This is a genomic window from Alcanivorax sp. (genome assembly GCF_017794965.1).
Lineage (GTDB): Bacteria > Pseudomonadota > Gammaproteobacteria > Pseudomonadales > Alcanivoracaceae > Alcanivorax.
The window spans coordinates 1,902,597-1,914,968 of sequence record NZ_CP051240.1 but is presented as its reverse complement, the minus strand read 5'-3'; the positions used below and the strand labels follow the sequence as shown (position 1 = coordinate 1,914,968).

Annotated in this window: 9 protein-coding genes and 3 tRNA genes; 8 read left to right on the top strand and 4 right to left on the bottom strand. The window is 56.8% G+C overall.

Translation table 11 applies throughout. The features are described from left to right. Nucleotides 1-15: 15 nt before the first annotated feature. From HF945_RS08545 to HF945_RS08535, 3 genes are read right to left on the bottom strand one after another with little or no spacing between them, the layout of a single operon-like run. The gene (locus HF945_RS08545; RefSeq protein ID WP_290525307.1) at nt 16-747 is read right to left on the bottom strand and encodes a UDP-2,3-diacylglucosamine diphosphatase; all 732 of its coding nucleotides are present in this window, start codon (nt 745-747) and stop codon (nt 16-18) included. Between the two features lie 5 nt (nt 748-752). Further along, a complete protein-coding gene (locus HF945_RS08540; protein WP_290525306.1) occupies nt 753-1,343 on the bottom strand; it encodes a peptidylprolyl isomerase in 591 nt (196 codons plus the stop codon). Nucleotides 1,344-1,348: 5 nt separating this feature from the next. Beyond that, complete coding sequence (locus HF945_RS08535) at nt 1,349-1,846, bottom strand: peptidylprolyl isomerase (RefSeq protein ID WP_290525305.1); 498 nt, start codon at nt 1,844-1,846, stop codon at nt 1,349-1,351. 132 nt (nt 1,847-1,978) lie between these two features. Here HF945_RS08535 and HF945_RS08530 point away from each other — a divergent pair, with 132 nt between their 5' ends. After that, nucleotides 1,979-3,661, top strand: coding sequence for a glutamine--tRNA ligase/YqeY domain fusion protein (locus HF945_RS08530; RefSeq protein WP_290525304.1), 1,683 nt, complete (start codon nt 1,979-1,981; stop codon nt 3,659-3,661). Nucleotides 3,662-3,988: 327 nt separating this feature from the next. Here HF945_RS08530 and folD read toward each other — a convergent pair whose 3' ends face one another. Next, complete coding sequence (gene folD / locus HF945_RS08525) at nt 3,989-4,834, bottom strand: bifunctional methylenetetrahydrofolate dehydrogenase/methenyltetrahydrofolate cyclohydrolase FolD (RefSeq protein ID WP_290525303.1); 846 nt, start codon at nt 4,832-4,834, stop codon at nt 3,989-3,991. 420 nt (nt 4,835-5,254) lie between these two features. On the opposite strand from folD, the gene HF945_RS08520 reads away from it, so the two are divergent. The 7 genes from HF945_RS08520 (at nt 5,255) to lon (ending at nt 12,232) form a co-directional block, all read left to right on the top strand. After that, nucleotides 5,255-5,331 (top strand) — tRNA-Pro (locus HF945_RS08520). A gap of 24 nt (nt 5,332-5,355) precedes the next feature. After that, nucleotides 5,356-5,432 (top strand) — tRNA-Arg (locus HF945_RS08515). Nucleotides 5,433-5,455: 23 nt separating this feature from the next. Then, nucleotides 5,456-5,531: transfer RNA gene (locus tag HF945_RS08510), tRNA-His, on the top strand. A gap of 181 nt (nt 5,532-5,712) precedes the next feature. Continuing rightward, entirely contained in the window at nt 5,713-7,026 is a 1,314-nt protein-coding gene (gene tig, locus HF945_RS08505) for a trigger factor (protein WP_290525302.1), read from the top strand. A gap of 711 nt (nt 7,027-7,737) precedes the next feature. Beyond that, nucleotides 7,738-8,394, top strand: coding sequence for an ATP-dependent Clp endopeptidase proteolytic subunit ClpP (gene clpP, locus HF945_RS08500; RefSeq protein ID WP_290525301.1), 657 nt, complete (start codon nt 7,738-7,740; stop codon nt 8,392-8,394). A 130-nt stretch (nt 8,395-8,524) separates the two neighbouring features. Then, nucleotides 8,525-9,805, top strand: coding sequence for an ATP-dependent Clp protease ATP-binding subunit ClpX (gene clpX, locus HF945_RS08495; protein WP_290525300.1), 1,281 nt, complete (start codon nt 8,525-8,527; stop codon nt 9,803-9,805). 30 nt (nt 9,806-9,835) lie between these two features. Continuing rightward, complete coding sequence (gene lon, locus HF945_RS08490) at nt 9,836-12,232, top strand: endopeptidase La (RefSeq protein WP_290525299.1); 2,397 nt, start codon at nt 9,836-9,838, stop codon at nt 12,230-12,232. The last annotated feature ends 140 nt before the right edge of the window (nt 12,233-12,372 follow it).

Sequence of the window (12,372 nt, the reverse complement as noted above, 5' to 3'; positions counted from 1 at the left end):
GTTCACTGTTAACTGTTAACTGATCGCAAAGCTCTCCAGCCTCAACCCCCGCTCACTATCCGCCACAATCTGCCACCCAAGCTTGCCCCAATCCCCCAGCACCCAGCGTTTGCCGGTGCCGTCAGTCAGGCGAACATCGTGGACATCGGGGCGATGCGTGTGGCCGTGGATGAGATGCTGAACGCCAGCGGTTTCCATGGATTTGATCACTTCTTCCGGAGTCACATCCATGATGTTTTCCGCTTTATTGGCGTTCTTGCCCTGGCTTTGCATGCGCATGCCCTGGGCGATCATGCGGCGCTGTTCCAGCGGTTGCGAGAGCATTCCCTGTTGCCACTCCGGGCTGCGCGCCATGGCGCGGAATTGCTGATACTCGGTGTCCAGGGTGCACAGGCTGTCGCCATGCATCAGCTGGGCGGCAGTACCGTACAGATCCACGACCGTGCCTTCTTCAAGAAAGGTCCCACCACAGGCAGTTGCAAAGTCCTCACCAAGCAGGAAGTCACGATTGCCATGCATGAAGTACAGCTTGCTGCCACTGTCGGAAAACTGCCGGAAGGCAGCGATGGCGGCCTGGTTGAACGGGGTGTCATCGTCGTCGCCGATCCAGGCTTCGAACAGGTCACCCAGAACGTAAAGCGCGTCGGCCTGACCGGCGTGCTCAGCCAGTAGCGTCTTGAGCGCCTCCAGGTGCTCGGGACGTTCCGGATCCAGGTGCAGATCAGAAATGAACAGGGAATACGCCATGGTAATTACTGATCTGCCTGTTCACCGCTGTTTTCACCCAGACGGTACGCCTTGGTGATCAGGATCGGCACTTCGGGCACATCGCGTGCCATCATGCCGCTGAGGCGCTGGCTGGTGGTGCGCTCGCGGGCAATGTTGTCCACCACATTCATGCCTTCGGTGACCTTGCCGAACACCGCATAACCCCATCCACGCTGGCTTTTACTGGTGAAGTCCAGGTTACGGTTATCCACCAGATTGATGAAGAACTGGGCTGTTGCTGAGTGCGGGTTGCCGGTGCGCGCCATGGCCAGGGTGCCACGACGGTTGCTCAGGCCATTGTCCGCTTCATTCTGGATCGGGGACCGGGTGGCCTTGCGTTGCCCGTCTTTGTCGAAGCCGCCGCCCTGGATCATGAAGTTCTTGATCACACGGTGGAACAGGGTGCCATCATAGAAGCCGCTGTCCACATATTGCAGAAAGTTGGCAACGGTCTGTGGGGCTTTGTCCTCAAACAGCTCCACAGTCACCGGCCCGGCCGTAGTTTCCAGGCGAACCGTGGGGTTGGCCAGCAACAGGCAGGGGAGCAGGGCGAAGAGGGCAACAACAAGGCGCATGAGGCTTACTCCCCGACCAGCTCGGCAGATTCGATCAGTACCGGCTCTACCGGCACGTCCTGGTGGAAGCCTGCGTTGCCGGTGGCTACGCCACGAATCTTCTCGACCACGTCCATCCCTTCAGCCACTTCACCAAACACGGCATAGCCCCAACCGTCCTGGCTGCGCTCCTTGTCCAGGAAGTGGTTGTCGGCCACGTTGATGAAGAACTGGGCAGAGGCAGAGTGCGGATCCGGGGTGCGCGCCATGGCGACAGTGCCCACCTTGTTGGACAGGCCGTTGCCAGCTTCGTTCTGGATCGGGTCACGGGTGGGTTTCTGCTGCATGTCTTCGGTGAAACCACCGCCCTGGATCATGAAGTTGCTGATCACACGATGGAAAATGGTGCCGTCAAAATGACCATCCTTGACGTATTGCACGAAGTTCTCGGTGGTTAAAGGCGCTTTTTCTGCGTCCAGTTGCAGGGTGATTTTGCCGTAGGTTGTATTCAGCACCACTTTCATTGGGTATCTCTCCACTGGTCGAGCTTGTAAGCCATGGCGTAAATTGCCGATGTGCAGGCCCGGAGTCTTTGACTGAGGGGGGCTGCACTGTACACTAGCGCACCTTTATTTTCACTGTATCCGGCGAAGGCAATGAGCGAAACCAAAGCGCCCAGCAATTTTATCAGACAGATCATCGATCGCGACCTCGCAGAGGGCAAAAATGACGGTCAGGTGGTCACCCGTTTCCCGCCGGAGCCCAATGGCTACCTGCACATCGGTCACGCCAAATCCATTTGTCTGAATTTTGGTATCGCCGAGAGCTACCAGGGTGCCTGCAACCTGCGCTTTGACGACACCAACCCCGAAAAGGAAGAGGACGAGTACATCCAGTCCATCAAGCGGGACGTGGAGTGGCTCGGGTTCGAATGGGCGGGAGAGATACGTTTCGCCAGCAGTTACTTCGACCAGTTGTATGAACTGGCGGTGGAGCTGGTCCAGAAAGGCCTGGCCTATGTGGATCTGTCCACGCCGGAGCAGATCCGCGAAATGCGTGGCTGGGCTCAGCAGGCGGGCACGCCCAGCGAATACCGTGACCAGAGCCCGGAAAAGGCGCTGGCACAGTTTGAGAAGATGCGTGACGGTGGGTTCCCTGACGGCGGGGCCGTATTGAGGGCGAAGATTGATCTGGCCAGCCCGAATATGAACCTGCGTGACCCGGTGCTCTACCGGGTGCGTCGGGCTACCCACCACCAGACGGGTGACAAGTGGGTCATTTACCCTATGTATGATTTCACCCACCCGCTGTCCGATGCCATTGAGGGCATCACCCACAGCCTGTGTACCCTGGAATTCGAAGACCATCGCCCCTTTTATGACTGGGTGGTGGAGAATACCTCGGTGGCCGCCACCCCGCGCCAGTACGAATTTGCCCGACTCAATCTCAACTACACGGTCACCAGCAAGCGCAAACTGAAGCAGCTGGTGGATGAGGGCCATGTGGAGGGTTGGGATGATCCGCGCATGCCGACCATTTCCGGCCTGCGCCGGCGTGGCTATACGCCGGCGTCCATTCGCCATTTCTGCGAGTCCGTGGGCGTCAGCCGTGCCGATTCCGTGGTGGATATGGCCATGCTGGAAGCGTCCATCCGGGACGATCTGAACCAGCATGCCCCCCGTGCCATGTGTGTGATGAATCCGCTCAAGCTGGTCATCGAAAACTGGGAAGAGGGACAGGAAGAGTCGCTGACTGCACCGGTGCACCCGCAGAATGAAAGTATGGGCACCCGTCAGGTACCCATGACCCGTGAGGTCTATATCGACCGTGAGGACTTCCGCGAAGAGGCCAACAAGAAATTCAAGCGCCTGGTGCTGGGTGATCGGGTTCGGCTGCGTTATGGCTACGTGGTCCGGGCCACGGATGTGGTGAAGGATGACAGCGGTGAGATTGTTGAGATCCGTTGCACCTATGACCCGAACACCCTTGGCAAGAACCCGGAAAATGACGAAGGGCAGGGCAAGTTGCGCGGTGTCATTCACTGGGTCAGCGCCAGCAAGGGGCTGCCCTGTGAGGTGCGTCTCTACGATCGGCTGTTTACCGTGGCCAACCCGGACAAGGTAGAGGAAGGACAGACCTTCCTCGACAACATCAATCCCGAGTCGCTCCAGGTTCTGGATGGCTGTCTGGTGGAGCCCGGGCTGCGTGGCGTGCTGGCTGAAACCCGCTACCAGTTCGAGCGCGAAGGCTACTTCTGTGTGGACCAGGACAGCAGTGAGGACAAGCTGGTGTTCAACCAGACGGTGGGGTTGCGGGAGTCGTGGCCCAAAGACAATTAAGAGCAGTTAATAGTTAACAGTGAATAGTTAATAGCTGCGCGGTTTCGCGTGGTGGTTGGCTGAGAGCATAGAGGCCGCGCCCGAATTTGGGTGCGGCTTTTTTGTGGCAGTGGCTTTCACTTTTTGTGGGAGCTTGCTTGCAAGCGAAGAGGGGTGGGGCGAGGTTGGGAAAAGCTTCGTTTGCAAGCAAACTCCCACATTGTGTGATGCCCCCGTGTTTACATGTAGCGTGCCGCGTGATGCGTGAAGCGTGTTGCAGCCGCAGAGCGGCACACAAAAAAGCCGCGAGCAGCATGGGCTGGTCGCGGCTTTTGGCTGGGCAGGTTTTTAACCCAGGGCTTTCTCGCCGGACTGCAGGGTCTGGAAGATCAGGGTGTTGATGGTCATGGGGCCGACACCGCCGGGGACCGGGGTGTAGGCGGCTACGCGGTCAACCAGCGGGGCCAGCTCGATGTCGCCGCATTTTTCCGGGTGGTAGCCGGCATCCACGACCACTGCACCGTCCTTGATCCAGTCAGCCTTGATGAATTCCGGTTTACCTACGGCTCCGACAACGATATCCGCCTGTTTCACCAGGTCGGCCAGGTTCTGGGTGCGGCTGTGGCAGATGGTCACGGTGGCGTTGGCTTCCAGCATCATCATCGCCATGGGCTTGCCGAGGATGGCACTACGGCCGACCACGACGGCGTGCTTGCCTTCCATTTCTACCTGATAGTGCTCCAGCAGGCGCATGATGCCCTTGGGGGTGGCGCAGCCATAGGCGGCTTCGCCCATGCTCATGCGCCCGAAGCCCAGGCAGGTCACGCCGTCCACATCCTTTTCCAGGCTGATGGCGTCAAAACAGGCGCGCTCGTCAATCTGGGCGGGTACCGGGTGCTGCAGCAGGATGCCATGCACATCCGGGTTGTTGTTCAGTTCGTCGATCTTGGCGAGCAGCTCCTCGGTGGTGGTGCTTTCCGCCATTTCGATGGCCTCGGATTCCATGCCCACGCGGCGGCAGGCATTGCCCTTCATCTTTACATAGGTGGCGGAGGCAGGATCAGCCCCAACCAGGATGGTGGCCAGAATCGGGGTGCGGCCATCCGCTTTGGCTTTCAGGGCCTCAACCCGTTGGCGCATCTCTTCTTCGAATTGCTGGGCCAGGGCCTTGCCATCGAGAATCTGGGCGGTCATGAAGTCTCTCTCTGCGGTAAAGATAAAGGGGAATCAGGGCGCGAGATTTTCGCACGGGCGGCCCATGGGCGCAAAGCAAGCTTCAGTGCGAAGGCCTAAGGTGTTGTTTTTGTTGTTCGCGGCTGATGTGTGTTCGTTTCAGATCCCGGCGATGGTCGACTGCCTGGCCTTGATGCGGAGTGTTTTGCTTTTCACATCAGGCGTCGGGCGGCCGCCATTGCTGATAAGGGGAGGGCGGAGTGCTCCCCCCTGGAATCGAAAAACTGTCCGAACAGGTGCTGTCAGAATGGCGGCTACCCTCACAAGTTGTTTAAAATCTGTGCGTTAGAGATTTTTTTGTTCCCCGGTGCGTTGACGCTACCCGGGGTGCCGAGTATTATGCGCGCCTCGCTTTCAAGCACTGTTGGCGTGACTGATACACGGGGTGTAGCGCAGCCTGGTAGCGCGCCTGCTTTGGGAGCAGGATGTCGGGGGTTCGAATCCCTCCACCCCGACCATCAGTGAACAGCGGAACCTGCAATGCGCCTGTAGCTCAACCGGATAGAGCAACGGCCTTCTAAGCCGTCGGTTGCAGGTTCGAGTCCTGCCAGGCGTGCCAGGCAGGGAAGCGACAAGTTTATGGTGACTGTAGCTCAGTTGGTAGAGCCCCGGATTGTGACTCCGGTGGTCGGGGGTTCAAATCCCCTCAGTCACCCCATACGCAATATCGAAAAAGCCTCCGGGACACCCCGGAGGCTTTTTCGTATGTGGCCACCACTAACCCGGCGGGTTATGTAGGCATACGGGGCGTGTTTGATTATAATCTGCGCCCTTAATCGAGCCGTCTGCGTCATTGTTATTGGCGGTGAGCAGCAAAAAGTCTTTTTAAAGAGGATGTTATGCAGGTTTCTGTTGAAACGACTTCAGGTCTTGAGCGCCGTCTGACGGTGGGTGTTCCGGCGGAGAAGGTGGACTCTGCAGTAGAAAATAAACTGCAGGAAGCCAAAAAGAATATCCGTCTGGACGGTTTCCGCCCGGGTAAAGTGCCCATGCGCGAAGTGAAGCGTCGCTTCGGCGGTACTGTGCGTAACGAGGTGCTGGCCGATGTCATGCGTGAAGCCTTCATCGAAGCCGTTGAGCAGGAAAAGCTGCAACCGGCCGGTATGCCTGGCTTTGAAGCGACCACCAATGAAGCAGGCAAGGATCTGGAATTCGTTGCCACCTTTGAAGTTTACCCGGAAGTCGAACTGAAAGCGTTCGATGGTGTGGCGGTAGAAAAGCCGGTGGCTGACGTGTCTGATGAAGACGTGGACACCATGATCGAGACCCTGCGTCAGCAACGTGCCCAGTTCGAAGAAGTGGACCGTGCCGCTGAAGAAGGCGATCGCGTCAACATCGACTACAAGGGCCTGAAGGGCGATGAAGCCTTTGAGGGCGGTACCGCTGAAGGTCAGAACCTGGAGCTGGGTTCCGGTCAGATGATCCCGGGTTTTGAAGATGGCATCGTTGGCATGAAGGCCGGCGAAGAGAAAGACATCAACGTGACCTTCCCGGAAGAATACCACTCTGAAGACCTGAAAGGTCAGGCGGTGGTGTTCCAGATCAAGGTGAACAAGGTGGAAGGCAAGCAGCTGCCGGAAGTGGACGCGGAGTTCATGAAAGGTTTTGGCGTTGAAGATGGCGATGAAGCCAAATTCAAGGCTGAAGTGCGCAAGAACATGGAGCGCGAGCTGAAGAATGCTGTGACCGGCAAGGTAAAAGAGCAGGTCATGGAAGGACTGGCTGAACTGCACGAATTTGATCTGCCGGCAGCCCTGGTCAGCCAGGAAGTTCAGCGCATGCGTCAGCAGATGGTGCAGCAGTTTGGCGGTGGCCAGCAGTTCGATGCGTCTATTCTGCCTGACGATCTGTTCACCGAGCAGGCACAGCGTTCCGTACGCCTGGGCCTGATCATCCGTGCCATCCTGGATCAGAACGAGCTGAAAGCTGACGCTGACAAGGTGAAGGCCCGTGTTGAGGAAATCGCTGAGCAGTACGAAAAGCCGGAAGAAGTCGTGAACTGGGTGTACGGTAACCCCCAGCAGCTGCAGCAGATCGAAGGCGCGGTACTGGAAGAGCAAGTGGTCGACCTGGTGCTGGACAGCGCCAAGGTGGAAGAAAAGACCATGTCCTACCAGGACGCCGTGAAGCCCCGCGAGCAGGCTGAAGCCTGATCCCGGCGCTCTGCGCATAAAAAAGGGGCCTTCGGGCCCTTTTTTTATGCCGCTCTGCGGCTGCAACACGCTTCATGCATCACGCAACACGCAAAGATCAAAAGCGGATTTACCACAGAGGTCACAGAGTTCACTGAGCGCGAATTGCTGAGTGCTGCTGTTGTTGCTGTAGGAGCCCCACTCGAGGGGCGATCAAAACCCAGGATCAAAACCCCCTTTGTTCCGCAAGCTGTCCCCATGGCATCAATCTCACTCAAGGCGGAGTAAAGCGCTGGAGCAGCAGATTCCCGCAAACCCGGGAAAACCTGACTGCGGGCAAGAAACAAGGCATTAGGCTCGCCTGGTTTTCACCTTTCGCAACTCGAAACTCGTAACTCGCTACTAATATCACCCGGTTTTGTTACCCCAATTGAGCCACTTTTTCGCTCTTCAGGCGTCTTTTTTGCACGGTTTTCTGCCTGAATTGACCTATAAATGCACAATCTGGCCAAGAATTGTGCACTTGAACCCCTCCTGCGCCCGCTTTTATAGACGCCCCTGTGGTGCCGTCATAAGATGCGGGAAGACTAAATTTTCCTGAACGCCTTGTTTTGCGCCTGATTGGGCCCCATTGCAGCATCAGGAGAGGGCCTTGGCGGCGGCAAAACGTCGCTCAATGCACCCATACCAACAAGAGCGTCCGCGGACGATCGACGAGAAGGAAAGCGCTACATGATCGACTTGAGCCGTATTCAATCCATGACCCCGGAAATGACCGAGCTGAGCAAGGACCCGACCAACCTTGGCCTGGTACCGGTGGTGATTGAGCAGACCGCCCGTGGTGAGCGTTCGTTTGATATCTATTCCCGCCTGCTCAAGGAGCGGGTGATTTTCATGATCGGCCAGGTAGAAGATCACATGGCCAACCTGATCGTGGCTCAGATGCTGTTTCTGGAGTCCGAAAACCCGGACAAGGACATCCATCTGTACATCAATAGCCCGGGCGGTTCTGTAACGGCGGGCATGTCCATCTACGACACCATGCAGTTCATCAAGCCGGATGTGTCCACCATGTGTGTAGGCCAGGCTGCCAGCATGGGCGCCTTCCTGTTGGCCGCAGGTGCGGCCGGCAAACGGCATGCACTGCCCAACGCGCGGGTGATGATTCACCAGCCGCTGGGTGGATTCCAGGGCCAGGCTTCAGATATCGAGATCCACGCCAAGGAAATCCTCAAGATCAAGGGGCAGCTGAACAACCTGCTGGCGCATCACACCGGGCAGCCGCTGGAGCGGCTGGAAAAGGACACCGATCGCGATAACTTCATGGGTGCGGATGAAGCCCAGGAATACGGCATCATTGACGCTGTATTGAAACAGCGACCGGTGTAATTGAGGGACTTTCGTATAAAAAGTGTCCTAACGGAGGGGCGGAGAGGCCCGGTGGACTTGAAAAAGCCCCGGTCTCCCTGCATCTTCAAAGACAACCCGATATCCAATACACAGGTTTAGAGGCAATTCGATGACCGATTCCACTGGCAAGAGCGATGACGGCAAGCTGCTGTACTGCTCATTTTGCGGCAAAAGCCAGCATGAGGTTCGCAAGCTGATTGCGGGGCCCTCGGTCTTTATCTGCGATGAGTGTGTGGATCTGTGTAACGACATTATCCGCGAGGAAGTGCAGGAAGACACCGGTGATACCGGTGGCGAGCGACTGCCCAAGCCCGAAGAGATCAAGGACACCCTTGATGAATACGTGATTGGTCAGGACCGGGCCAAGAAAGTGCTCGCGGTAGCGGTGTACAACCACTACAAGCGTCTGCGCAGCGGCGGCAAGGGACGTGATGAGGTAGAGCTTGGCAAGAGCAATATTTTGCTTATTGGTCCCACCGGTAGTGGTAAGACCCTGCTGGCCGAGACCCTGGCCCGTCTGCTCAACGTACCGTTCACCATTGCGGATGCTACCACCCTGACCGAAGCCGGTTATGTGGGTGAGGACGTTGAAAATATTATCCAGAAACTGCTGCAGAAATGTGACTACGACGTGGACAAAGCCCAGCGCGGCATTGTTTACATCGATGAAATCGACAAGATTTCCCGCAAGTCCGACAACCCCTCCATCACCCGTGATGTGAGTGGTGAGGGCGTGCAGCAGGCATTGCTCAAGCTGATCGAAGGTACTGTGGCGTCTGTGCCGCCTCAGGGTGGGCGCAAGCATCCCCAGCAGGAATTCCTGCAGGTGGATACCTCCAACATGCTGTTCATCTGTGGTGGCGCCTTTGCTGGCCTGGACAAGGTTATTCGCGACCGTTCCGAGAAGGGCGGTATCGGCTTTTCTGCCGAAGTGAAAAGCAAGGACGACACCCGCAACCTGGGTGAGCTGCTGGTGGATGTGGAACCGGAAGATCTGGTCAAGTATGGCCTGATCCCGGAATTCATCGGTCGTCTGCCGGTGATCGCTACCCTGGAAGAGCTCAGCGAAGATGCTCTGGTACAGATCCTTACCGAGCCACGCAATGCGCTGACCAAGCAATATGGCCGCTTGTTCGAGATGGAAGGCGTCGAACTGGATTTCCGTGACGATGCCCTGCGCGCGGTGGCCCACAAGGCCATGGAGCGCAAAACCGGTGCCCGGGGCCTGCGATCCATTCTGGAAAGCGTTCTGCTGGACACCATGTACCAGGTGCCTTCCATGGATGGGGTTGCCAAGGTCGTTATCGACAGCCCGACCATCAAAGGCGAATCCGACCCGCTGTTGATCTATGAAAACAGCGAGCAGTCTTCCAAAGTGGCGCCCGACTGAGGCGCCACCCCTGGTTATTAGAGGCAATACGTGCTGAAAGATATTCCGCTGTTACCACTGCGTGATGTGGTGGTGTACCCGCACATGGTGATCCCGCTGTTCGTTGGCCGGGAAAAATCCATTGCGGCCCTCGAAGCTGCCATGGCAGCTGATAAGCAAATCATGCTGGTTGCCCAGCGAAATGCCTCGGACGACGATCCGGGTGTCGACGAGATCTACAAGGTCGGCACCGTGTCCACCATCCTGCAGTTGCTCAAACTACCCGACGGTACCGTTAAGGTGCTGGTAGAAGGCGGCACCCGAGCCCATCTGATCAAGGCGGATTTCGCCGATGAGGGTGCGGTGGCGGACGTCCGTGAACTGGAAGAAGGGTTGCCGGAGGCTGCTGAGCAGGACGCCCTGGCCAAGTCTTTGCTGACCCAGTTCGAAGACTACGTAAAGCTTTCCAAGAAAGTGGCGCCTGAAGTGACGGGCTCTGTTTCCTCCATTGATGAAGTGAGTCGACTGGCCGATACCATCGCGGCGCATTTGCAGCTCAAGCTGGAAGAAAAACAGGACGTGCTTGAGATGGTGGATGTGCGTGAGCGTGTCGAGCATCTGATTGCCTTGATGGAATCCGACATTGATGTGCTCAAGGTTGAGAAGCGCATTCGCGGTCGCGTCAAGAAGCAGATGGAAAAGAGCCAGCGCGAGTATTACCTGAACGAGCAGATGAAGGCGATCCAGAAGGAACTTGGCGATCTCGACGAGACCGGCAATGATCTGGATGAGCTGGAGAAGAAACTGGACAGCGTGGGCATGCCCAAGGAAGCCCGCGACAAGGCCCAGAGTGAGTTCAACAAGCTCAAGATGATGTCTCCCATGTCTGCGGAGGCCACGGTGGTGCGCGGTTATCTGGACTGGATGACCTCAGTGCCATGGAAGAAGCGTAGCCGGGTAAAACATGACCTGGTCAATGCCAAGAACGTGCTGGACAGCGACCACTACGGGCTGGAAGAAGTAAAAGACCGGATCCTCGAATTCCTGGCGGTCCAAAGCCGGGTCGGGAAGGTGAAAGGGCCGGTCCTGTGTCTGGTGGGCCCGCCGGGTGTGGGCAAGACCTCGCTGGGTCAGTCCATTGCCAAGGCCACCAATCGCAAGTTCATTCGCATGGCGCTGGGCGGCGTTCGTGATGAGGCGGAAATTCGTGGTCATCGCCGAACCTATATTGGTTCCATGCCTGGCAAGGTAATCCAGAAACTCTCCAAGGTTGGTGTGCGTAACCCCCTGTTCCTGCTCGACGAAGTGGACAAGATGGGCATGGACAACCGTGGTGACCCGGCGTCTGCACTGCTGGAAGTGCTGGATCCGGAACAGAATGACACTTTCAGCGATCATTATCTGGAAGTGGACTACAACCTGTCCGAAACCCTGTTTATCTGTACGTCCAACTCCATGAATATCCCCGGCCCGTTGCTGGACCGGATGGAAGTGATCCGTATCCCGGGCTACACCGAGGATGAAAAGGTCAATATTGCCCTGCAATACCTGCTCCCCAAACAGATCAAGAACAATGGTCTGAAAAAGGATGAGCTGGTAATTGATATCGAAGTGCTGCGTTTTATCGTGCGGCACTACACGCGGGAAGCGGGTGTGCGCGGCCTGGAGCGGGAAATCAGCAAGATCTGCCGCAAGGTTGTTAAGGAAAACCTGCTGGCCGGCTCTACCGAGACCATCACGCTTTCCGATGAACAGGTTGAGCATTACCTTGGGGTTCGCAAGTTCAGCTTTGGTCGTGCCGAAGATAAGGATCAGATCGGTCAGGTGACCGGGCTGGCCTGGACGTCTGTGGGCGGTGAGTTGCTGACCATTGAAAGTGTTTCCACTCCCGGCAAGGGGCGGGTAATCTCTACCGGTTCCCTTGGCGATGTGATGCAGGAATCCATTCAGGCTGCATGGACAGTGGTGAAAAGCCGCGCCAGCACCCTGGGCATTCGTCGTCGCGCACTTGAGCGTAACGACCTGCACATGCACGTGCCTGAAGGCGCGACGCCGAAAGACGGCCCCAGCGCAGGTATTGGCATGTGTACTGCTATGGTATCCGTGTTGACCGGTATCCCGGTTCGCGCAGACGTAGCCATGACCGGCGAAATTACCCTTCGCGGTCAGGTGCTGCCCATTGGTGGTCTCAAGGAAAAACTCCTCGCGGCACACCGTGGCGGAATCAAGACGGTATTGATTCCGGAAGAAAACGAACGGGATCTGAAAGAGATTCCGGAGAATATCAAGGCATCTCTGGAGATCAAGCCGGTAAAATGGATTGACCAGGTGCTTGATGTAGCGTTGACTCATCAACCCAGCCCGCTGTCTCAAGCTGAGCAGGATGAGGATTTGGCGCTTTCAGAAGAGAAAAACCAGGAAGGTAACAAACGACCCAGTACACACTGACAGATCATATTGAAAGTAATTTAACGTATTGATCTGTTTGGTTTTTCAACTTTTTAAAACTTGGGTGAGATAGCATTTTTCCTTCCTTGACGCCCCCTATACCCATTGGTATAAAGTCGGCTTCGCTTAGGAGAGTGCAT